This is a genomic window from Streptomyces sp. NBC_00328 (assembly GCF_036139655.1).
Classification (GTDB): domain Bacteria; phylum Actinomycetota; class Actinomycetes; order Streptomycetales; family Streptomycetaceae; genus Streptomyces.
Genome location: NZ_CP108013.1, coordinates 9,331,962 through 9,354,198 on the forward strand (window position 1 = coordinate 9,331,962; position 22,237 = coordinate 9,354,198).

13 protein-coding genes are annotated in these 22,237 nt (G+C 71.8%); 6 read left to right on the plus strand and 7 right to left on the minus strand.

Going from position 1 to position 22,237, the window contains the following annotated elements; all coding sequences use genetic code 11:
• Positions 1-62: 62 nt before the first annotated feature.
• Positions 63-1,667, minus strand: coding sequence for a class I adenylate-forming enzyme family protein (locus OG485_RS41045; protein WP_328673949.1), 1,605 nt, complete (start codon positions 1,665-1,667; stop codon positions 63-65).
• Between the two features lie 184 nt (positions 1,668-1,851).
• On the opposite strand from OG485_RS41045, the gene OG485_RS41050 reads away from it, so the two are divergent.
• Together OG485_RS41050 and OG485_RS41055 are read left to right on the plus strand one after the other, a co-directional pair.
• Complete coding sequence (locus OG485_RS41050) at positions 1,852-2,793, plus strand: alpha/beta hydrolase family protein (RefSeq protein WP_328673950.1); 942 nt, start codon at positions 1,852-1,854, stop codon at positions 2,791-2,793.
• A 357-nt stretch (positions 2,794-3,150) separates the two neighbouring features.
• Positions 3,151-3,393 (plus strand): hypothetical protein, encoded by a 243-nt coding sequence (locus OG485_RS41055; protein ID WP_328673951.1) that lies wholly within the window; start codon positions 3,151-3,153, stop codon positions 3,391-3,393.
• Between the two features lie 209 nt (positions 3,394-3,602).
• Here OG485_RS41055 and OG485_RS41060 read toward each other — a convergent pair whose 3' ends face one another.
• Positions 3,603-4,373, minus strand: a complete 771-nt coding sequence (locus OG485_RS41060) for a polysaccharide deacetylase family protein (protein WP_328674834.1) — start codon at positions 4,371-4,373, stop codon at positions 3,603-3,605.
• Positions 4,374-4,581: 208 nt separating this feature from the next.
• Between OG485_RS41060 and OG485_RS41065 the strand changes: the two genes are divergently transcribed.
• Together OG485_RS41065 and OG485_RS41070 are read left to right on the plus strand one after the other, a co-directional pair.
• A complete protein-coding gene (locus OG485_RS41065; protein ID WP_328673952.1) occupies positions 4,582-5,016 on the plus strand; it encodes a VOC family protein in 435 nt (144 codons plus the stop codon).
• Positions 5,017-5,519: 503 nt separating this feature from the next.
• On the plus strand, positions 5,520-8,213 hold the full coding sequence (locus OG485_RS41070) for a glycoside hydrolase family 5 protein (RefSeq protein ID WP_328673953.1): 2,694 nt from the start codon (positions 5,520-5,522) through the stop codon (positions 8,211-8,213).
• A gap of 84 nt (positions 8,214-8,297) precedes the next feature.
• Here OG485_RS41070 and sigJ read toward each other — a convergent pair whose 3' ends face one another.
• Positions 8,298-9,236, minus strand: a complete 939-nt coding sequence (gene sigJ / locus OG485_RS41075) for an RNA polymerase sigma factor SigJ (protein ID WP_328673954.1) — start codon at positions 9,234-9,236, stop codon at positions 8,298-8,300.
• A 178-nt stretch (positions 9,237-9,414) separates the two neighbouring features.
• On the opposite strand from sigJ, the gene OG485_RS41080 reads away from it, so the two are divergent.
• Positions 9,415-10,098, plus strand: coding sequence for an LUD domain-containing protein (locus OG485_RS41080; protein ID WP_328673955.1), 684 nt, complete (start codon positions 9,415-9,417; stop codon positions 10,096-10,098).
• Positions 10,099-10,256: 158 nt separating this feature from the next.
• Here the strand turns inward: OG485_RS41080 and OG485_RS41085 are convergent, their stop codons facing one another.
• The 4 genes from OG485_RS41085 to OG485_RS41100 form a co-directional block, all read right to left on the minus strand.
• Positions 10,257-17,339, minus strand: coding sequence for a glycoside hydrolase domain-containing protein (locus tag OG485_RS41085; protein ID WP_443048876.1), 7,083 nt, complete (start codon positions 17,337-17,339; stop codon positions 10,257-10,259).
• A 394-nt stretch (positions 17,340-17,733) separates the two neighbouring features.
• Positions 17,734-18,597 carry a hypothetical protein gene (locus OG485_RS41090; protein ID WP_328673957.1) on the minus strand — a complete coding sequence of 288 codons (864 nt, stop codon included), beginning with the start codon at positions 18,595-18,597 and terminating at the stop codon, positions 17,734-17,736.
• A 77-nt stretch (positions 18,598-18,674) separates the two neighbouring features.
• Positions 18,675-19,106 carry a hypothetical protein gene (locus OG485_RS41095; RefSeq protein ID WP_328673958.1) on the minus strand — a complete coding sequence of 144 codons (432 nt, stop codon included), beginning with the start codon at positions 19,104-19,106 and terminating at the stop codon, positions 18,675-18,677.
• Between the two features lie 207 nt (positions 19,107-19,313).
• The gene (locus tag OG485_RS41100) at positions 19,314-20,330 is read right to left on the minus strand and encodes an ArsR/SmtB family transcription factor (RefSeq protein ID WP_328673959.1); all 1,017 of its coding nucleotides are present in this window, start codon (positions 20,328-20,330) and stop codon (positions 19,314-19,316) included.
• 747 nt (positions 20,331-21,077) lie between these two features.
• Here OG485_RS41100 and ltaE point away from each other — a divergent pair.
• Positions 21,078-22,205, plus strand: coding sequence for a low-specificity L-threonine aldolase (gene ltaE, locus OG485_RS41105; RefSeq protein ID WP_328673960.1), 1,128 nt, complete (start codon positions 21,078-21,080; stop codon positions 22,203-22,205).
• The last annotated feature ends 32 nt before the right edge of the window (positions 22,206-22,237 follow it).

Below are 22,237 nucleotides of genomic sequence, written 5' to 3' on the forward strand. Positions count from 1 at the left end.
CGCTTGGCGCCGCGGGGGCTGTCCCCGGGCGGGTCGGGTGTGATTGCCGACGGGAACGGGGGTCACCGGGGAGGAACGGGTGGCGGGTGCCGCGGTGACGGCGTCCGCGGGACGGCGGCCGCGCGCAGTTCGCGCTTGAGGACCTTGCCGGCGGAGTTGCGCGGCAACGCCGCCACCGTGCGCACCTGCCGCGGCAGTTTGTAGCCGGCGAGCAACGGTCGCAGGAACAGGGCGAGTTCATCGACGCCGATGGGCGCGGCGCCGGCCGGCGCAACGACGTACGCGGTGACCACCTCGCCCCAGAGGGGGTCGGGCACCCCGACCACAGCGCACTGGGCCACGCCCGGATGCGCGAGGGAGGCCTCTTCCACCTCGCGCGGATAGACGTTGAGCCCGCCCGAGATGATCACGTCCTTCTTGCGGTCGACGATACGGACATAGCCCTCCTCGTCCATCGTCGCGACATCGCCGACGCTCAGGAAGCCGTCGGCGGTGCGGCAGGCCGCGCTCGCCCCGGGGTCGTCCAGGTAGCCCTTCATCAGGAACGGCGAGTGACTGAAGAGTTCGCCGGGTACGCCTGCTGGGACCTCGGCACCGTCGTCGCCGAGGATCCTGAGCCGGGTGCGGAACCAGGCCCGGCCCACCGAACCGGCCTTGCGGCGCGCGTCCGCGGGGCGCAGGTCGGTCACCACACCGCCCTCGGTCGACCCGTACAACTCGTGCACACCGCATTGCGGGAAGGAGTCCAGCACCCATTCCTTGAGCGGGACGGGGAGCGCGGCCGCGTTGAAGTACAGGGTGTCCAGGGACGACAGGTCCCGGGCCTGCGGTCCCTCACTGCCCAGGTCCCGTACGGCCTGGGCGTGGGTCGGCACCAGGAAGACGGACTGGGCGCGCTCTCGCGAGACGAGGTCCAGCAGATGCCCGGGGTCCCAGCGGGGGAGCATCACCACCGTTCCGCCGGTGAGCAGGGGAGCGTAGCCGAACATGAATCCGGCGCCGTGGCTCATGGGCGCCACGGCGACGCTGACCCGTGCCTCGCCCAAGCCCCATTCGTACGCCGACAGTTCGGCCGTCAGCGCGCGGGCCGCGTGGGTGAGGAGCGCGCCCTTGGGCCGCCCGGTCGTCCCCGACGTGTACTGCACACAGAACGTGTCGTCCCCGGCGACCGCGATGCGGGGATCCACGTCACGGCCCCGTGTGAGGACTTCCTCGTAGGCGCGCCCCGGTCCCGGCCCTCCGACCCGCACAACGACGTCCACGGAGACGGCCGCGCACACCTCCTCGGAGCGGTCGTGCTGCACGACGAGTGCGCGGGCGCCGCTGTGCCCGGTGATGAACGCGATCTCCGGGACCGTCTGGCGCACACCGATCGGCACCATCGCCAGGCCCGCCTTGCCGAGGGCCGCCGCGATCTCGGGGTACTCGAGCCGGTTGCCGAGCAGGACGGCGACGCGGTCGCCGGGGTTCAGGCCGGCGGCGAGGAGTGAGCTCGCCAGCCGGTTGGAGCGGCTGTGCACGGCGGCGAAGCTCAGACGCCGGGTGCCGTCCACGACGGCCGTCCGCGTGGGCGCGGCGACCGCCCAGTGGCGCAGCCCCGCGACCATGGAGCGCGCGGAGTGCCGGCCGTCCGGGACGGACCGCAGATGTGCCGGGAGATCTTCCACTACCTGTCCTCCGAAGGCGTCGGGCGAGCGGGAGTCCCACCCTTTTGATACTCCTCTCGTTTCATTGATGTCAACGCTGTTCCATGGAGCGAAACAACCCCAAGGGTGCGAAGGTCTTGTCATGTACGCGCATTTCTGCTCTGTTGGGGAAACAATGTTTCCCCCCACAAGAGAAGGTGAACTCGTGTTCCGTGGACTGTTACGGGCCGTGCCGGCGCTGCTGCTGACCGCGGCGGCCGCCTTCGCCGTCGTCCCCGCCGCGGCCGCCGCACCTGCGGCCGCGCCCCTGCCCGCCGCCGCGGCGGACCCCTCGGCGCCCGGTACCCAAGCCGTCGCGTACACCGATGTGACCGTGTCGGCGTCGGGCCGTTCCTTCAGCGCGCGGGTCTGGTACCCGGGCACCACCGCCGGTGCCAACGCGCCCGTCGCCGCCGGAGCCCACCCGGGCCTGGCCTTCGGGCACGGCTTCTTCCAGGACGTCTCCAAATACGAGTCACTGCTGCGGCACTACGCGTCCTGGGGGTTCATCACCGTCACGCCGAAGTCCCAGGGCGGCCTCTTCCCGAGCCACTCGGACTTCGCCGACGATCTGAACGCGTCCCTGACCTGGCTCACCGCCCAGAACGCCACGACCGGCTCCCGCTTCGCCGGCACGGTCGACACGGCCCGCCTCGGGCTCTCCGGACACTCCATGGGCGGCGGCGCCGCACTGCTGGCCGCGAGCCGCAGCACGGCGGTCAAGAGTGTCTCCACCCTGGCGGCCGCCGAGACCAACCCGTCGGCGGTCACGGCCTCCGGCACCCTGCGCATTCCCGCCCAGTACGTGGGCGGCAGCCAGGACGGCATCGCGGGGGTCGCCGACAACCAGCAGAAGATGTACGACGCGAAGCCCACCCCCACCCAACTGCGTGTCATCACCGGCGGCTTCCACTGCGGCTTCGTCGACAGCTGGGGGATCGGCTGCGACAGCGGATCGATCACCCGCGCCGCACAGCAGAAGCTCACCCAGGGCGTCACCACCGCCTATCTGCTCTACACCCTGGGCGGCGACACCTCGTACTACGACCAGGTCTGGGGCTCCGCCGCCCGGAACCTGGCCGGGGTCGTGTACTCGGCCAAGCCCTGACCGGCGCCGTGAACACGGGCTGACGCGTTCCGTGATCCGCGCGACAGCACCCGCGGGACCCGGACCGTCACCCCCGCGGTGACGGTCCGGATCGGGCTCGTGCCGGCACCGGTGTGGCCGGATGCACATTCGCCGCCGGAGGAGAAATCGGGCGGGGCCGAAGGGGCGCTCCGGTGCGGCCTGTTGGGAGCGGAAGGGGTGCGAGGAACAGCCCCGGGACCGTTCGGGAACGCCCCGCCAAGGGTGCGGTGGGGCCGTAGGCGTCCCGTGTCGGCCAGGAGGGTGCCGTGAGGCCCGTACACTCGGCAACCGCCTCCGTGTCCGGCGCGAGGCCCCGAGAGGAAGGACGCGTTGTCCGTGTTCCAGGAAGCCCCGATCTACCGCCAGCTCGTCGCGGAGCGCGGTGACGTCCCCGCGCAGGTCCGAGGTGAGGCCGAGCGGATTCGCAGCGACCTGCAGCGGGTGATGCCGCCCCTCAAGGCCTCGGCGCCCGCCGCGGCCGAGCACGCCTGGCAGCCCGGCCCGCCCGCCGCGGCCGAGCACGCCTGGTCCGGCGCACCCGCCGGCCTGGCCCTCCCGCCGGGGACGCAGCGGGGCTGATCCGCCGTGCACGGCCCGGCCGCGCCCCTGACCGACTCGACCGCCCGGAAGCCGACGGCTTCCGGGCGGCTGCTGTGATGGCCGGGGTGGGTGACCGGCCGCGGCCGGTCGGACCATGACGGCCGGCCCCGGCCCCGGGCCCTGAGTGGTGAGGGTGAATGGGGCTGTCCGGGCGAACTGGAGGTCGTGCAACCCTCCACGGCCCCGGGTCAGCGCACCGGGAAGCCGAAGGTGTGGGCCTGCTCCTTCAGCCAGGGGAGGATCCGGCGCAGGGCCTCGACGGTCTGGGAGCGGTCGCCCCCTGCGTCGTGGAAGAGGATCGTCGGTCCGTTGGGCAGTTCCCGCTCGACGGTGGCGACGACGGCGTCCGTGCCCGGTCGTTCGAAGTCCTTGGAGTCCACGTTCCAGCCCAGCGGCCGCATGCCCCGGGTGGCGGCCAGCTTGCGGCTGTACGGGGTGAAGGCCCCGCCGGGCGCCCGGTAGTACATCGGCCGTACGCCCCCGGACGCCTTGGTGATCATGCGTTCGGCGTCGAGTATCTGCTGCGACTGGTAGGCCTGGGACTTGGCGTCCATGGTGGTGTCGTGCGACACCGAGTGGTCGCACAGCCGGTGTCCGGCCGCGACCACCTTCTTCACGAGGTCCGGATGGGCCTGCGCCTGGGTCCCCACCATGCAGAAGGTGGCCTTCACTCCGTACTCGCGCAGCACGTCCAGCACTTGAGGGGTCCACACCGGGTCGGGACCGTCGTCGATGGTGATGTTGACCCCGCGCGCGCCCTTGTCCGAGGCGTGCACGATGGTCACCGCCACCGGCTTGACCGCGGCCTGCTCGGCCGACGCGGCCGGCCGGGGCGTCGTGTCGCGCACCGCACCGGCCTGCGCGGTCCACACCGAGGCGCCGGCGGCCAGCAACGTCACCCCGAGTGCCGCCCCGGCCACCTTGCCGTACCAGCCCCGCCTGCTGCCGTGCCGTGCCATGTCCGCCCCGCTCTCCCGCAGTTCCTCGGCCGCCTTCCGACCACTTGGCAGGACGAGCGGCGAGGGCCGGAGGATGCGTCTGTTACGGATCACGGACAATTCCGGGAGGGAATGGGGACACAACTCCGTGAGTTGGCCCCGTCGTCGTGTCAACGTGTCGGTTCCTGGCGGGACTTGAGCCATCGATGTGCCCTGTTACGGTGTGCCGATGTCTTCCGTCAAGCAGTTCCAGGTCACCTTCGATTGTGAGCAACCCGAGCGCGTCGCCCGTTTTTGGTGCGAGGTGTTGGGCTACGTCGTACCGCCGCCGCCGGCGGGGTTCGCCACGTGGGACGACTACGGTCGCTCGCTGCCACCGGAGGAGCAGGGCTCCTGGTTCGCGTGCGCCGATCCCACCGGCGTCGGCCCGCGCCTGTACTTCCAGCGCGTTCCCGAGGGCAGGGTCGTCAAGAACCGGGTGCATCTCGACGTGCGGGTCGGGACCGGCCTCGTGGGTGATGAGCGGCTGGCCGTCCTCGAGGCCGAATGCGCACGTCTGATCGCGCTCGGCGCGGTACACGTGCGAACACTCCTTGCCGATGACAAGAACGAGTCCTGCATCGGGATGCAGGACATCGAGGGCAACGAGTTCTGTCTCGACTGAGACACCCCCCGCGGCTGGAACACCCCCGCGGCTGAAATACCCCAGCGACTGGAACACCTACCGCGACGGGGCGGGTGAGGGACTCCCCACCCGCTGTCCCCGACCTGGACGCTGCGACGGTTCGGGGCAGGTGGCCCGGCGGCGTCCCCGCCCGTGACCTGGCGGGGACGCCGAGAACCGGCGGACGGACGGCGCACGGGGCCCGCCCGTCGAGCGTCGCAGCCAAATCGTGACCAGCGGCGGTGGCGTGGGTGATGCGACGTTCGGACGGACGGCGCGGGCCGCCCGCGAGGCATCGGCTCCGGGAAAGGACGAGCCCCGGTCCGATGACTCCCAGGCCCACGGCGGGAGTTCGGATCTTCGTATCGCTCCCGGCGGAACACCTCGGTCGAGCAGCCCGGCGTCACCGCGCCGTCCGGACCCGTCCGCGCCCCGCGGTTCCGGAGAAATTCCTGCTCACAGGCCTTCCGTGCGACCTTCGGACTGCCCTATGTTCTCCATCCATGCTCCTTGCCGATGATCAGCGCGGCGGCCGTCGGCTTGCCCGCATCGCGTCCCTCACCACCGCGGTCGTACTCGTGGTGCTCTGTGCCGCCCTCGGCTATGCCGACGGGACCGGACTGTTCGCTCCGGAGAACTGGCTGGACGCGGGTTTCGTACCCGGCAACGCCACGAGCCCTGCCTGGGCCACCGTGGTGTTCCTGCCCCTGCTGATCGGAGGCGGCGCGGCGGCCGTCCACGGGTTGGTGCGCGCCGCGGCCCCCGGAGCGAGGGCACGATGGGTCTTCGGCGCCGTCTGGTCGAGTCTGATCCTGGTGGCGTTCCTGGCCAAACTGGCCTACAGCGTGCTGCTGCTGGCGATCGCCGGACCGGCCGGGCTGCACATCTTCCCGACGGTCGGGGCACTGCTCGCCGAGTGCGGTCTGACCGGCGCGAAGTACGCCGTGTTCGGGCCGCTGGTCGCGGGCCTGACGGCGTCGGCGTACCGGATCGGCGTGTGGCGCCTGCGCCGCAAGGCCGGCGAGGGTGACAGGGGCAACGAGGCCGGCGAGGGCGCCGAGGCTCGCAAAGCCGAAGAGGGTGCCAAGGCCGAAGAGGGTGCCAAGGCCGACATAGGTGGCAAGGCCGTCGAGGTCGCCGAGGCCGGTGAGCGCGGCCGGCGCACCGAGCGTGCCGCGGGGGCATCGCGCGCCCGTCTCGACTCGGTCGCCGGGTTCGCCTGGCTGCCTGCCGGTGCCGCCGTCGCGCTCCAGGCGGGGACCGGCGCGTTCGCCTGGGCCGCGGGACCGATACCCGGCGGCCGCGTGGCGGCGACGCTGGTCACCGGCGTCGCGGCGGTGTTCGCCGGTGTCGCGCTCTGGCGCCGCGTGGTGGCGCCCGGGCTGACCCGTGCCCGTACCGGGGTGACGCTCTGGTCGATCGCGACGACTCTCACCGCGGCGGGCGTTCTCGGGTTCGCCCCCCTGTGGATTCTCGACGGGTGCCTGAACGGTTTCGGCGGGGCGCTGTTCCCGGTCGCGTCCGTGCTCGTTCGGGTCGCGGAGGGTGTGACCGCGGGCGTGTGCGCGGGCGTCGTGTGCGTGCCCTGGGTCGCGGAGCTGGCGTGGCGGCGCCGGACGGAGCCCTCGGCCGAGCGCGGCGGCCTCGCCTGGGCCGTCCGGTGGGCGCCACCCGTCGCGGTGGCCGCCGTACTGGCGCTCGCCGCGGGCACCCTGGCCCCGGGACCGGCGGTGGCCCCCGTCGGCGCGCAGGCGCAGGCCGCGGGCCGCGACCGGAACGAGCTGCTGCCGCTGAGCGTGCTGCGCCGCGACGGACAGGCCCCGGTCATCGGAGACAGCGAGGGGCGGCAGGTGCTGCTCCGCGGCGTGAACGTCAATCAGCTCATCGACTACGGACAGCCCGACCCGGCCAAGGCCACGGTGTGGCCGCTGGAGGACTCCGACTACGCCCGGATGGAACGGTACGGGTTCGACGTCCAGCGTCTGGCCCTGTCCTGGTCGGCCCTGGAGCCGAAGCGGGGCGTCTTCGACGAGGCGTATCTGGCGCGGGTGCGCACCGCGGTCGACCAGGCCGCCGCCCACGGCATCCACACCGTCCTGGACATCCACCAGGACACCTTCTCGAAGTACGTCGGCGCGGCGCCGGGAACACGGTGCAGGGCCAACGCCTCACCGGAGTTCGGCAACGACGGCGCCCCGAAGTGGGCGACCCGCACCGACGGCGCCAAGGCCTGCGGCTTCCTCGGACGCGACCTGGCGCCCAATGTGCAGCAGGCGTTCACCAACCTCTACAACGACACCGACGGCATCGGCGCCGAGTTCGCCCGTATGTGGGGCCGCCTCGCCAAGACCTTCGCGGACGACCCCGCGGTCGCCGGCTACGACCTCCTCAACGAGCCCGGCCCCGGTGACGCCCCGGGCGTGACCTCCTCGATCCTGCTCGGACGCCTCTACCAGCAGGCGATCACCTCGATCCGGGCCGCGGAGTCGAAGGTGGCCGGCGGCTTCCACCACCTGGTGTTCTTCGAGCCCTCGATCCTGTGGTCGGGGCTCGGCTTCGACACCACCCCGCCGGTCGGGTTCGCCGACGACCCGCAGCTCGTCTTCTCGCCCCACCTGTACAGCGAGTCGATCACCATGGACCAGGGCCTGGGCATCACCCTGACCTCGATCGAGCAGGGCTACGCCACCGCCGAGCGCACCGCCCGGGCGTACGGGGCGCCGCTGTGGTCGGGCGAGTGGGGATGGTTCGGGGAACCCGGCGACTTCCGCTCCCGGTTCGAACGATTCCTGGAACGGCAGAACACCGAAATGCTGGGCTCGGCGATCTGGGTGTGGAAGAAGGCCTGCGGCGATCCGCAGAACGACCCCGAGGCCACCACCTCGGGCGGCGGCGTCGTGTTGTACACCTGCCCCGACGGCAAGCCGCTGCCGAGCCCGGCCTTCGAGACCACGGCGCTGTCCCAGGCGTACCCGCGCAGCGCTCCCGGCCATCTGAGCTCCCTGCGGTCCTCGCTCACCGAGCGGGATCTGCGGCTGACCGGCTCCGGGGAGGGCACGCTGGACGTGTGGGTTCCCGGCCGGGGCCGCCCCGAGGCCAAGGGCAGCGGTCTCACCGGCATCCGGCTGGCGGAACGGCCCGGTGGCTGGCGGCTCACCGCGCACACCTCCGGTCGCTACACCCTCCACGTGGCGTAGCGGCGGCCGTCGGCCGGTCCGCCTCGGGGGGGGGCCGGCCGACGGCACCGGGGCGACGCGCGTGCGTCGCGGGCGGGAGGCGAGTCAGCCCGTGGTCCAGCGACGCAGCTTCTCGGGGTTGCGTACGACCCAGATGTGTTTGATCCGGTCGCCCACGACCTCGAACGCCAGCACCGTCACGATGACACCGTCCTGCTGGGCCACCAGGCCCGGCTGACCGTTGACGGTACGTTCCAGGAGCGTCATGCCGTCCGGCCTCCGGTGCGCGAGCCCGGCCCAGGCGTGCGCGATCCGCTCGCCGCCCTCGATGGGGTCCAGGAAGCTCCGGGCGAGACCGCCGCCGTCGGCGGTCGCGACGGCGTCCGGGTCGAGCAGGCCGATGAGGGCGTCGATGTCCTTGGCCTCCCACGCCTCCTTGAAGGCGCTGACCACGCCGGTGCGCCGGGGCGCCGCCGTGACGGAAGGCCGCGCGGCCCGGACACGGCGGCGGGCCGAGGAGGCCAGCTGGCGGCAAGCGGCCGGCGTACGGCCGACGATCCCGGCCACTTCGGCGAAGGAGTGGCAGAAGACGTCGTGCAGGATGAACGCCACGCGCTCGGCCGGGGTCATCGATTCGAGAACGACCAGGAACGCCAGGCCGACCGACTCGTCCAGGGTGACGCGATCGGCCGGGTCGACGGCCGCACCGCCCGGCCGCCCGCTGATCCACTCGGCGCGCCCGGGCAGCGGCTCGGGGATCCATTCGCCCACGTACGTCTCCCGCCGGGCCCGTGCCGAGCCGAGCACGTTCAGGCAGACGCGACTGGCCACCGTCGTCAGCCAGGCACCGGGGGACTCGATGGCGTCCTGCTCCTGCCGGGACATGGCGTACCAACGGGTGTACGTCTCCTGGACGGCGTCCTCGGCCTCGGTCAGGGAGCCCAGCAGCCGGTAGGCGAGATTGATCAGGTGACGCCGCTCGCTCATGATCGCGTCCAGGCCCGGATCGGGCCGGCCGTGTCCTGGCTCGGATCGGGTGGTCATGGTGTCGACAACTCCCTCGGTCGCATCCGCTTTCACCGGGTCGCATCCGCTCTCACCTGTACGACAGAACAGCGCGCCGGAATGTGAGGCCGGAGCGGCGCCTCACATTCCGCGGGGCTGTCTTGTCGAAGCGGTGAGACCGACACATCATCCAGCGGACAGGAAGGCCGGAGACATCATGACTGCCTCGAACCCGGAGAGCCCGGCGACATCGGAGGCCCCGGCGACACCGGAGAGCCCGGAGACCCCGGAGACCCCCTTCACCGCCCCGGTGACCGGCGAGCGACTGGAGCGGGTGGCCGCCGCACTGAAGGAGAAGCACTTCGACGTCGAGATCCTCGACGACGCCGCCGCGGCGCGCGCCCGCGTCGAGGACCTGGTTCCCGAGGGCGCCACGGTGTTCACCGTGGCCAGCGAGACCCTCCGCCTGTCCGGCATCGACGAGGACATCAACAGCAGCGGACGGTACGACTCCGTCAAAGAACGCGGAACGGCCATGGACCGCGCGACGCAGATGGCGGAGATCTGGCGGATGCTCGCCTGCCCCGACGTCGTGGTGGGCAGTGTCGCCGCCGTCACCGAGACCGGCTCCCTCGTCGCCGCCTCGGCCAGCGGAAGCCAACTGCCCGCCTACGCGGGCGCCGCGCCCCGTGTGATCCTGGTGGTCGGCGCGCAGAAGGTGGTGCCCGACCTGGACACCGCCCTGCGCCGCGTCGACGAGTACTGCGTCCCGCTGGAGGACGAGCGCGCCAGGAAGGTGTACGGGGTGCCCAGCGCTCTCAACCGCCTTCTCGTCCTCAACGCGGAACCCCACCCAGGGCGTTGCACCGTCCTGCTGCTCCGCGAGGCCATCGGCTTCTGAACGGCCAGGGGCCACCTGTCCCGTGACCGCGCAGGTATGCGGACGGCCCCTCGGGAAGAACAGGGGGTTCTTCCCGAGGGGCCGTCCGTCCTCGGCGCCGCCCGGCGAGCGTCAGCGGGGCTGCGCCGTGGCAGTGCCGGGCACGGTTCGCCGGGCGGTCACGACGTGCCGTTCGCCCCGGGGACGCCCACGCGCTCCGCCCACTCCGCCTCCGGCGACCAGAGCAGGGCGCCGTCGGCGGATCCTGCTCCGCCGCCTCCGGTGGACCACGATCCGGGTCCTGTGGTTTCGCGGTCACCGCCGCCGGCCGCGGCCGGCCGGTCGTCCCGGGCGGTGAGCCGGAACCCGACCGTGTAGGTGCGGGTGACCGAACCGTTGGCCGAGGTCACCCGGACGGTGCGGGTGGTGAACCGGGATCCGGCCGACGTCAGGACCGAACCGCCCACAGTGACCCTCACCCGGGCGCCGGACCGGGCCGGTACGGCGGAGACGGCCGGGATCCTCTTGTTCCTCGGCCAGTCGACGACATACGTGGACACCTCCGGATCGAAGCCGTCGATCGCGACGCCCCCCACCGTGATCGAGTCGGCGTCGGCGACGCTCGCCCTGGTGGCGTCGGAGGAGTTCGTCACCGTGACCGAACCGTCGGCGCCCACGGCCACGCGCGCCGTCATCGCGGCCGCCAGGTTGATCCGCTGCCAGCCCGCTCCGCCGTCCGCGGTGAGGTCGAGCGGGTACCCGGAGTCCGTCGCGGTCTGTTCCAGGACCTGAGTGCGCTGCTCGGTGGTCAGGTCCGGGAAGGCCGTGATGAGCAGGGCCGCCGCGTCGGCCGGCGTCCTGAGCGTCTGCCCCGCCTTCGCCACCTGGGAGAACCCGTAGGTGAGGCGCCGTGTGTACAGGTCGACGTCCTGCGTCGTGCTCAGGCCGGAGTAGGGGTCGCCCGCGCAGGCCGCGAGCGTGTCCCCGTACCCCTCCGTCCCGCACTGCGCGAGCAGCACGTTCTCGATCTCGGTGTGGGCCTGCATCAGCAGCTTCCGGAAGTCGGGGTCCGCCCACCGGTGTGCCACGGTGGCCTGTCCGGTGATGCGGCCGCCCATGACGTCCAGCGGGTAGTGGAATCCGAGGACGACGCGGTTGTCCCCGTACTCCGAGGTGCGCGCGAGGATCGACGGTGCCAGTTCCGGCAGGAGCGTGGCGAGGACGGTCCCGGCTTCGTAGCCGCCGTACGTGTGGCCGCTCGGGTACGAGCCGCTGGTGGCGAGGCTGCCGTAGGAGCCGTCCTGCGACTCGTAGATCTCACCGCCGGCGCCGACGAACCCGAGCCGCACGTAAGGGCGTTGGTAGCCGTAGTGGTTCTTCGCCGTGTCGACCTCGTCGAGGCCCTTCGTGACCCGGGAGAACAGAGCGCTCGTCTTGGGCAGCCGGCCGCCGCTCAGGGCGTCGCTGTAGATCCGGCCGAGCCGGGAGCCGAGTCCGTCGGCCAGCGTGACGGTGGCGCTGTGCGTCGCGTCCACCTCGGCGCGGTCCACCTCCTTCTGTGTGGCCGCGTTGTTGATGGCCACGGCGGTCCTGTCGTTCTCCGTGGTGGGTGAAGTGCCGTTCGGCACCTTGGTGTTGGCGCCGAGGATGTCGGTGCGCAGGTCGTCGGCACCACTGAGAAGGCCGTCGAAGTAGTCGCTTCCGTCGCCGGTCGTCGGCCAGCTGTCCGACGGGTAGGCCGCGTTCAGTGCGTCGTCCGGGAAGGGGGACGGCTCATAGGCCGGGTCGGAGGAGTCCGACGTGGCCGCTGTGGTTCCCGAGGCGGGCGCGGCACTGTCGGCGGAGGTTCCGGCCAGGGTGACCGCGGTGACGGTCGCCGTGTGTGCCTTCGCCCTGCCGGCGGCCGTGAGGAGCGTGGTGGCCGTGGAGGCGGGAACGTGTGCGGTGGTTCCGTCGTCGAGGGCCACGGTGTAGCCGATGATCGGGAATCCGCCGTCGCCGCCGGCCCGCCAGGTCACGCGGACCTGTCGGCCGTCGGTGATCACTCCCGTCACGGCCGGCGTCTGCGGCTTGCCGCCGCTGGTCACCACGGGTGCCGTGGCCGGGCTCGGGCGCGAGGTGCCGACGGCGTTCACCGCGCGGACGCGCGCCGTGTACGACCTGCCCGCCCGCAGCCGGGTGAACGTCGTGCGCCGGCTGTCCGGATCGTGGATCTCGACCTGGTGGCCGTCGTCGAGGGTGACCTCGTAGCCGGTGACCGGTGAGCCGCCGGTGTCCCCGGGCGCGGACCAGGCGACGGTCACGCTCGTGCCGGACGAGAGCGCCGACACGGCGTCGGGCGCGGCCGGTACCGCCTTGGGCCTGGTGGTGAGCGCGGCCCGGGCGTGGTCGAGCGCGCCGTACCGCGCGGTCAGTGTCTCGTCCGTGGCCGAGGTGTCCGCGACCGCGGTCCTCGCCTCGGTGAGCGCCTCGGTGAAGGCCGTCCACGACGTGTCCGTGTAGCGGGCGTCGTCGAGGGCCGACGCGGTCGCGACCAGGTCCTCCAGTCTCAGCCGCGGGAGCGGGATCAGCTGCTTGGCGGCGAGGGTGAGGCCGCGGGTCCGGGTGTCGACTTCGAGCTGGGACACGGCGTCGGCGTCGGCGAGGGTGCGCGCGGCGGCCAGTTCGCGCCGGTACACACCGAAGTCGATCGTGTCGTAGCGCTCCGCGTCGCCGGAGAGCCCCGCGTACCGGTCGATCGCCTTGCGCAGGGCGGACCTGTCCGTGACGGCGGGCGTCTCGACGTGGGTGAAGGTGATCCGGCCCAGGTTCGCGACGTACGGGTGCGAGGCGTCCGGGGTCGTCACCAGCCGAAGGTGGACGCCGTGCGTGCCGGTGATCGCCTCGGGCAGCGTCAGGCTCGTCGTCCCTCCCGAGGACCACGCGGCTCCCGTGACGGGCAACGGTACGGTCGCGTACGGCGTCCCGGGGCTGCCCGCGTCGAAGGAGTCCAGGTAGAGCTGGACGGCGGAACCGGTGCCGCAGCGGGCGGAGTTGTTGACGTAGGTGATCGTGACGGTGCTCTTCGGGGAGCCGCCGAAGCCGATGTCCCCGTAGTCGAGCCAGGCCCCGTCGTAGGTGCCGCCGAGGTCGGTGGTGGACCCCGAACCGCTCCAGCCGACCGGCTCGCTCTTGAGCCCGCCGCCGCTGTGCGAGCGGAACGCCGTGGCATCGAACGCCACGGGGGCGCCGTCTTCCTGAGTCAGTGTCAGTGAGTAGACGTTGGCCACGTAGGGCTGGGAGGCCGTCTGCGTGCTGGAGACGAAGGCGGCGTACACGTCCTGGACGCCGCTGAAGACGCCCGGATCGAGCTGGACGGTCGTGGTGGCGACGGTTCCCCAGCCCGATCCGCTGTAGTCGAGCGGGATGTCGACTCTCTTCGGCCCGTCCTTCGAGCCGAGGCGCAGTTCGAGGTGCGAGTCCGCCGCCGCACGGGACCGGGGCTTGTCATAGCGGACGGTGACCGTGTCGGCGCCGTCGCGGAGGTCGGTGTCCTTCCACTCGGCCCACGCCCCGTTCGTCGTGTTCTCGAAGATGCCGTTCGCGAGGTCGAGAGGGAGTGAACCGCCGCCGGTCGCGGTGCTGCCGGCCGCGGTCAGCGTGGCGAGCGTGGTCGAGGGGGACGAGGACACCTCGTACGGAGAGAACTGGTACCGGTCGAAGTTCGACACCCACTGCTGCCCGGACGGGGCGTGGAAGACGAACGTCGCGCTCGACGCGCCCAGCAGGGCGTCCGGGTCGGTGACGGCCGCCCGCACCGTGCTGTAGTACTGCCATCCGCCGGTTCCGGGGAGCTGGACGGTGGCGACGAGCGGACCGTCGGCCGCCCCGGCGTGGATGTCGACGCTGCTCGGTCTCGCGTTCGCCGCCTGCGAGTTGGCGTACCGGACCGAGACGCTGCGCGGGGCGACCCCGCCGAAGTCCAGCTTCGTGAAGCGCTCCCAGGATCCCTCGGTGACGCCGCCGAGGTCGCCGTCCGAGTAGTACGCCTCGCTCACGAGGCCGGGGCCCTCCTTCTGGTCGGGGTCCTCGGCCTGGAGGACGGCGAAGCCGCCCTCGTCGATGGTGAGCGCGTCGACGGCGGACCGCAGCGCGTCGTCCGCGGCCATGATCGTGCCCGTCGCGGAAGTGGTGTCCGCGAGGACGGTCCGCGCGCGGTCGAGCGCCGACCGGAACACACTCCACGAGCCGTCGGAGTAGTTGCCTTCGCGCACCAGCACGGCCTGGTCGACGAGTGCGCCGAGCGCCTCGCGATGCACCGCGGCGGCGGACAGGACGAGCGGGTCCGTCGGGGACACCCCGGTGCCGTGCACCGTCGAGGCCCGCACGCCGTGGGCGAAGGCAGCGTCCTGGAAGGTGATGCCGAAGCGCGCGTCGGCCCGCGCGCTGCCGGTGAGCGACAGCGTCGCCGTACGCGAGCCGCTGACGCGGAGGTCCGCCGTGACCCCGCCCGGCAGGCCGGTCACGGTCGCCGCCCCCGACCTGGTCAGGCTGGTGCCCTTGCGGGCGGCGAACTCCGCCGGTCCGGACAGGGTGAGCTTCAGGGCGCCGTCGACGCCGCCGTCCGACCCGGTGCCGACCGAGCCCGGGGCCGCGGAGACGACGGTGTCGCCCCGGTCCGTTCCCGTGCCGCCACCGGTGCCGCCCGAGTCGGTGTCGAGCGAGTACGCGGGCTTGGTGTGCGCGCCCCACCGGGAGGGCTTGGAGCCCATCGTGAAGTCCAGGGTCCCGCCCGAGACGATCTGCGAGTAGTCGAGCCACGTGTTGTCGAACCGCGAACCGTTGAGGGTCGCGCTCTGCACGTAGTAGTTGCTCGGCGACACACCCTCGGCCTTCACCGTGAACCGGGCGCCGTTCGCGTAGCGGATCGTCGTGGAGTCGAAGAACGGACTGCCGATCTGGAACTGGCTGGAACCGGCGGTCACCGGGAACAGGCCAAGGGCCGCGCCGACGAACATCGTCGACATGGTGCCGGCGTCATTGTCCATGGTCGGCAGGAAACCCCGGGGGGAGAGCTTGTAGACCTGGGTCTTGACCGGCGGGCGGAACTCGCCGCCGGAGCTGGGGACTTCGTTCGAGGAGCCCGTCGCGATGTAGCGGTTCCAGGTCGTGCCCGTGTAGACGGCCCGCACCCACTTCTGCGTCAGGCCCGGCTCACCGACGTAGTTGAAGAGGTACGGGGCCTGGAGGTCGATCTCGTTGGCGTTGGAGTGCAGCATGGCCGAGCCGTCGTCGGCGCCGGAGTCCTCGCCGAACATGTGCTCCACGGCGGCCTTGCCCGCTTTCGCGCCGCCCATGGCCTTGATGAGGCCGCCCATGTCGTACGCGTCGTACCAGTGGTACTGCCAGAGCGTGCCCTGGTAGAGGCCGGCCGCCTCGAACTTCTCGTAGTCCGCGCTCTGCCAGTCACCGCTCGCGGCGCGCGGGGTGAGCAGCCCGACCTCGGTGCCGTCGCCGGCCGTCCAGGCGCCGGACTTCACGAGGTTGTCGATCGCCATGGTCGACTGCGTACGCAGCTTCTGCGCGTCCGCCTTCTTGCCGAGCGCGCCGGCGATGACGGAGAGCGCCCACTGGTCGTAGCCGCGCTGGACGGTCGTACCGGGATCACCGGCGACGTAACCCTGCCGCAGCTGCGCCCCCGTGTAGTACCCGGAGTACGACATCAGCGCGGGGTAGGCCTCGTCGAGCCGGTCGAAGTTCTTGTAGCCCTTGGACAGCGCGTCGGCGACCAGGACGGCCGAGCGCTCCCAACGCACGGTCGGGACCGAGTGGGTGAGGCTGCCGAGGCTCTTGCCTGCGGTGTGCGCGTCGGCGAAGAGCTCGATGAGCGACTGCACCATGTCCCGGTAGGTGGTCGGGTCGATGTACGCCTCGACGGAGTACTTGCGGAAGTCGTCCCAGGTGGACCAACCGTCGTAGTACGTATAGCCGTTCGCCTTGTGCACCGCTCCGTCCACGCCGCGGTACGTCCCGCTGGTGCTGGTGGCGTTCACCGGCAGCGCGTACATGCGGTACAGGTGCGTGTAGAACTCCCGGGTGAGCGTCGACCCGGGGTCGGACGTCGCGGAGGCGCGTACGTCGACGGCGCCGAGCGCGTGGTTCCAGTCCGCCCGGGTCCGCTCGCGGGCCTGGTCGAAGGTGAGGTCGCCCACCTCGTTCCGCTGGTCGGTCGCGGCCTGTTCGGCGCTGATCGGCGACAGCGTGATGCGCAGTTCGATGTCCTCCCCGGCGGACCGGTCGAACCCGAGGACGGCGCCGGTGTCGGACCCGTCCTGCGTGGATGCGTCACTCAGCCTGCCGTCGTTGCCCCAGCTCTTCAGGGAGGTCACGGGGACGTTCGTGGTGGCGGCGTAATACAGCTTGTACGAGGCGCCGTTGAACGACCCGGCGATGAGCCCGCCGATCGAGGTGGTCCCGTCCGGGAGCGTCGTCGCCTTCAGGGTCGAACGGGTGCGGCTGGTGAAGTTGTTCGCCAGGTCCAGGACGAGCTCGGGGTCCGACCCGGAGGGGAAGTCGTACCGCTCCAGCGCCGTGCGCGTCGTCGCGGTCACCTCGGCCTGGACGCTGCCGGAGTCCTGCGTCACCGACGAAGCGGCTCCGGAGACGGAACCGAGCCCCACCTGGTAGGACCCGGGCGTCGCGGTCTCGTCGTCGTGGCCGTACGCGTGGGCGTAGGTGCTGGGGGAGGGGCGCTTGTCGTACCGGACGGAGGTCGGGACGACGAGCAGGTCGCCACCGCCTCCCGAGCCGCCGACGCCGTCGAGGTCCGTGGCGGTGAACCCGGCTATGTGGTCCTCGTCGTAGTCGTACCCGGAGTGGTTGCGGTTCGGCGTGGTCATCGGGTTGACCTTGGCCAGACCGTGCGGCGCCTGGGCGCCCGGCAGGTCGTTGCCGTCGTCGCCCGCGGTCGACACGAACGGGTCGACGAGCCTCGTGTAGTCGGTCCCGTCGGAGGTCCCGCCGGACGTTGCGCCTGATGTGCCGCCTGATGTCCCGACGGACGCTGCGGACATGGTGGGGAAGGGCACTGCCGCGGCCGTGCCGGCACCGGCCGGTGCGGCCAGGGCGAGCGCTCCGGTGAGCAGCGCGACGGCCGCCGCGCGCAGCGGCCGGTGACTGCGCCGGGCCGCCCCTAAAAGAATGGCGTGAAACACGGGGGGACGGGATCTGATGGGCACGTGACCTCTCCAGCGTCGCTCATACGCGCGCACGGTCCGGCTCATCGGAAGACAACGTTGTCGGCCCGGGGCGCCAGGCGTGCAACTCGGGGTGGGGCGGAAGTGACACACAGGATGCCATCCGTGTAGCGGATTGCACCCCTCCGTGTTCACGACCGTCCGCAATGAGACACGGAGAAGGCATACGGCGGGCGAACGACATGCGTACGACGGGCGCGTACCGGGCGCCACGACGGCGACGTACGAGGCCTAGCACCGCAACGGTGCTTGCTCTGATTGCTGGGCAGTCTTCAAGGGTTGAGCCGCATTCCCACGCGCCCGCGCAGCGGAATGCTCATCCGGCCCGCCGACGGCCCGCACGCCTGGCCGCCCGGGTTGTGAGGGGACATGCTCCGGAGCTGTCGGCCGCTCCGGTGCTGGGGTGGGCGGGCGCCCCGGGTCAGGGTGCCGGGAAGGCGAGAGGCACGCCGTAGCGCTTCTCGGCGTGGTGGAGGGCCGGGACGAGGGCGGAGCGCAGGTTACGGATCTCCTCGGCGTGGTCGGTGAGGAAGCGTTCCCGCAGGTGTCGGCGGGCCGGTTCGCGGATGGCCTCGACGGGGCGCATGCAGGTCGCGTAGGCGTGGCCGAGTTCGCTGTTCACGCGGGAGAGGTCGGCGGCGGGGGCGTTCATCAGGCGGCGGTCGGCGAGCGCGAAGAAGGCCTTCTGGTCAGTGACGGCGTAGCCCTGTTCGGTGAGGCAGCCGGGCAGGTCGCGCAGGGCCCGGGCGGCGGCGGAGTCCCGTTTCGCAGCGGTGGCCAGGGCACCGAACCACGCTTGCTGCAGGGGCTGGTAGACCTTCGTCACCTGTTCGGCGGCGGTCGCCCCCGCCGCGCGGCAGCGGCGGATCTCGGCGGTGCCGCCGGACCGGGCCGGGGCGGGCTCTGTCGCGACGGTGGGGACCTCGGAGCTCTGCCCGAATCCGTGCCGGCCGAGGAAGTCGAGGTCGGGCAGGTCGCCGAACGGGATGTACGCGAGAGGGACCTCCTCGGTCAGGCGGAATCCGTTCTCGCGGGCGCACTCGGCGGCGGCAGTCCGGGCCACCTGTTGTCCGAAGACGTTCAGGCCCTGGGTCCACCGGGTCTCGGCACCGGTCGCTGGCAGGGCCATGCGTACCGGGTCGTCCGGCAGGGAGTGGGTGAGGCGTCCGGGTGCCTCCGGGCCGGGGTGCTGCGCGCCGGGCGCGCCGACGGCCGTGCTGCACGCGGCGGTGAGCAGCGCGGCGGCAGCGGCGGCGGCTGTGCGCGCGAGGGTCCTGCGGGTCACGTCCGTCCTTCCTGGGACCGGCCCGGGGTACCGCCGGCCGTCGTGCACCGGCGGCACCCCGGTAACTCGGGGCGCGGTCAGTGGGTGATCGTGACGGTGTCGCCGCCGGCGCTCCAACTGGCCACGGTGAACGGCGTGTTGTCGCCGACGTCGGTGCACAGCCAGTAGTCGTCGTCGTTGATGCTGTGGTAGCCGTCCTGGGCGTAGACGTACCCCGCGGAGCAGGTGAACCAGGTGCCGTTGGAGCGGCGCAGGCGGCCCGCGTAGTAGTCGTAGATGGCGGACGTGCTGTTGTAGGAGTAGGTCAGGTTGAGGTCGCCGCAGGTGCTGCTGGCGGACTTGTTGCGGATCGTGCCGACCCCTTCGTAGCCGCCCGTGGTCAGCGACGAGCCGACGCAGGCCTGCGGGGCGGCGGACGCGACGGGGGCGAAGGCCACACCGGTCGCGGCGGTGACGAGCGCGAGTGCTCCGGCTGCGAAGGTCCGGTTGATGCCAGGCCTCTTCAGCATGTCTGTCTCCCCTGATTCGGTCGTGGTCGGGCTGTCGGCGTTCGCCGGCCCGAGTGGTGCCGCGGGAACAGTCGCATCGCGGGTCCCGCTTGCACCACGACCTTCGAGCACGGTCGAAAGTGGTGCGCCAGGCGGTGGAATGCCCTATTCCAGCGGTGCTGTGGCGACGACTGGGGTCCCTGAGGCAGCGGGTGCCGCCCTGGACTGTCAGGGAAGTGCTTGCCCTTGACCGGATGTCGCCGCGAAGGGCCCCGGCGCGGGCCTGCGGAGCATCGTCGCCCCGAGGGGAGTGAGGATGTGCAGGACGGTGTTCTGCACGCGTCGGCTCGTGATGAGTCCGGCGTCGCGCAGGACTGTCGTGTGGTGCGTGGCCGTGGCGGGAGACACGCCCAGGGTGCGGGCGAGCTCCGAGGTCGTCGCGCCGAGGGCGAGTGCGCGCAGCGCGGTGGCCCGGGTTCTGCCCAGCAGGGCACGCAGGGCGACATCTGGACGGGCGGGTTCGGGGACCCGGGCGCCGTGCACGGGGTAGACCAGAACCGGCCGCAAGGTGTCGTCGGCCAGGGACATCGGTAACTGCCAGCAGAAATAGGAGGGCACCAGGCGCAGCCCGCGCCCGCCGAGGCGCAGATCGCGGTCCTCGATGTAGTCGACGTGCAGCACCGGTGGGAGCCAGCGCATGGCGGGCGAGAGTCCGGAGAGCAGTCCGCCGACGCCGCTGTCGAGGGTCGAGCGGGCGAGCAGGCCGCGCTCGCCGGCGAGCGACTCGCACATGCGGTCGTAGTGGGGTGCGACGACGGCTTCGTGGTAGGCCCGCAGGACCCGGACCAGTTCGTCCCGGCTGTCGCGTTCCGCCAGCCTGGGCACCCAGTCGGGGGCGCCGCTGATCCGGGCCAGCAGGTCCATCTCGTGGGTGACGCGGGCGGGAGGGGTGTCGAGGATCGCGGTGAGCCCCCGCTCCAGTCCGTCTGCGGACTCGGGCGGGGTGAGGAAGTCGGGCAGGTAGGCGGCCCTGGGCAGCACCGGGGTGAGCAGCCGGCGCACGGCGGCGCCGAGCCGGGTCCCGGCGAGTGTGGCGCGGGTGCTCCGGTGCCAGTCGGCGTAGGCCCAGCGGCCCTGCGAGGTCTGGAGCCTCTGGAGGCTGAAGGTGATCTCCCACAGGGGGTCGGGTGTGCTCGCCACCTGGATGCGGGTCAGGTCTTCGGGCGTGAAATGGATACGCAGCAAGAACGGTCTCCCCGATTCGGTAGTCGTCCTGCTCGAGCTGCCGGTCGGTCCTGTGGCTCCGCGTCCCAGGGCAGCAGGCGCAGGAGCAGCCCGGAGCCGCGCCGTCACGGGGCTGCGCGGGTACCGGCTGCCTCTTCCCTCTGTCACTGCGGACACGTCACTGTCGCCCAGGCGGAGGCAGGAAGCCGGGGTCAAGGGCTGAGCGCGGCCCGCGCAGGGGGCATGAACTTCGAGGAACCGACCTGTCCTACCCGGCTCCTCGGCTTGCCCCTCCGTATCAGAACCCCACGGGCCTGGATCCCTTCCGAGAGCCCCCGGATCCCGCCGAGAAGTTCTGACGCCAAGTAGGACCCGCTGGGCTGGAGAACGGTTGCGCGACAGCCCGAGATCCTTTCGCGATGTCGACATGCCCGGTGACTCCATTCGGCCACGCGGTTCGGCACCACCTTCGACCGTCCCATCGGGCGTGGACGTTCTCGGGGCCGAGGGAAGCAGAGGGTCCATCGCTGCGACATCGGCGAGCGGCAGGGGTTGCGTCCAGGGAAGTGGTGTACGGGTTCGACCTGATCCGGGGGTTTGCTCCGGCATCGGGATGGTGCCCGCATAGATGAACGGCCACCGGCTGATCTTCGAGATGTCGAGTCCCGAAGGACACGCACCACAACAACCGACCTGACCAGGCACTACTAGGAGGCTCGCCGGGAACCCCGGCACGAGGGGCCGCTTGCGGCGTGGCAGAGTGTGCGTGTGCCCACCACTGATTCCGCCCGTGCCACCGACGCCGCCGATGTCTCCCGCGCCGTGAACGCGGCCGATGCCGCCCTCGGCGAGTCCGGCCGCCTCATCGATCTGCGCAGCGACACCGTCACCCGGCCCGGCGAGGCGATGCGCCGGGCGATGGCCGAGGCCGAGGTCGGTGACGACGTTTTCGGTGACGATCCCACCGTCAACGCGCTCCAGGAGCGGATCGCCGGGCTGCTCGGATTCGAGTCCGCGCTGTTCGTCTCCTCGGGGACACAGAGCAACCTGTGCGCTCTGCTGACCCACTGTGGCCGCGGCGACGAGTACATCGCCGGGCAGATGGCCCACATGTACCGGTGGGAGGGCGGTGGCGCCGCCGTGCTCGGAGGCATTCAGCCCCAGCCGCTGCCGCACCGGGCGGACGGGACGCTGGACCCGCTGGACATCGCGGCGGCCGTGAAACCGGACGACTCGCACTTCGCGCGCACGCGGCTGCTCTGCCTGGAGAACACCATCGGTGGCCGAGCCGTGTCGATGGACTACCTGAAGACCGCCACGCACGTGGCCCGCGACCACGGACTCGCCACGCACCTGGACGGGGCACGGCTGTTCAACGCGGCGGTGGCCGGCGGGGGCGATCCGTACGAGCGGGCACGGCTGATCGCCGGCCACTTCGACAGCGTGTCGGTCTGCTTCAGCAAGGGCCTGGGCGCGCCGGTCGGCTCGGCGCTCGTGGGATCGCGGGAGTTCGTGGCCGAGGCACGGCGCTGGCGCAAGGTCCTGGGCGGCGGGATGCGGCAGGCCGGCGTGCTGGCGGCCGCGGCACTCCACGCGCTCGACCACCATGTGACGCGGCTCGCCGACGACCATGCGCACGCCGCGCTGTTCGCGGAGAGCCTGAAGGACGTGCCGGGCCTGACCATGGAACCCAGCGGGACCAACATGGTCTTCGCGAGTTCCGCCCCCGGCCTCGAGACCGACGAGGTGCGCGACCGGCTGGCGCGTCGTGGGCTGCTGTGCGCGGGATACCCGGGCCAGTTGCGCTTCGTGTTCCACCTGGACGTGACGCGCGCCGACACGGAACGCGCGGTGCGGATCGTGCGCGAGACCTTGGCCGAGACGGCAACAGGCTGATCCTGTAGGGCTGTCGTCCCTCGCGTTCGCGG

What these genes read in the sequence shown, in the direction of transcription:
- OG485_RS41060 (WP_328674834.1), bottom strand. Translation starts at nt 4,373, where the DNA reads ATGGCACGGCACGGCAGCAGGCGGGGCTGGTACGGCAAGGTGGCCGGG.
- OG485_RS41065 (WP_328673952.1), top strand. Translation starts at nt 4,582, where the DNA reads ATGTCTTCCGTCAAGCAGTTCCAGGTCACCTTCGATTGTGAGCAACCC.
- OG485_RS41070 (WP_328673953.1), top strand. Translation starts at nt 5,520, where the DNA reads ATGCTCCTTGCCGATGATCAGCGCGGCGGCCGTCGGCTTGCCCGCATC.
- sigJ (WP_328673954.1), bottom strand. Translation starts at nt 9,236, where the DNA reads ATGACCACCCGATCCGAGCCAGGACACGGCCGGCCCGATCCGGGCCTG.
- OG485_RS41080 (WP_328673955.1), top strand. Translation starts at nt 9,415, where the DNA reads ATGACTGCCTCGAACCCGGAGAGCCCGGCGACATCGGAGGCCCCGGCG.
- OG485_RS41085 (WP_443048876.1), bottom strand. Translation starts at nt 17,339, where the DNA reads ATGAGCCGGACCGTGCGCGCGTATGAGCGACGCTGGAGAGGTCACGTG.
- OG485_RS41095 (WP_328673958.1), bottom strand. Translation starts at nt 19,106, where the DNA reads ATGCTGAAGAGGCCTGGCATCAACCGGACCTTCGCAGCCGGAGCACTC.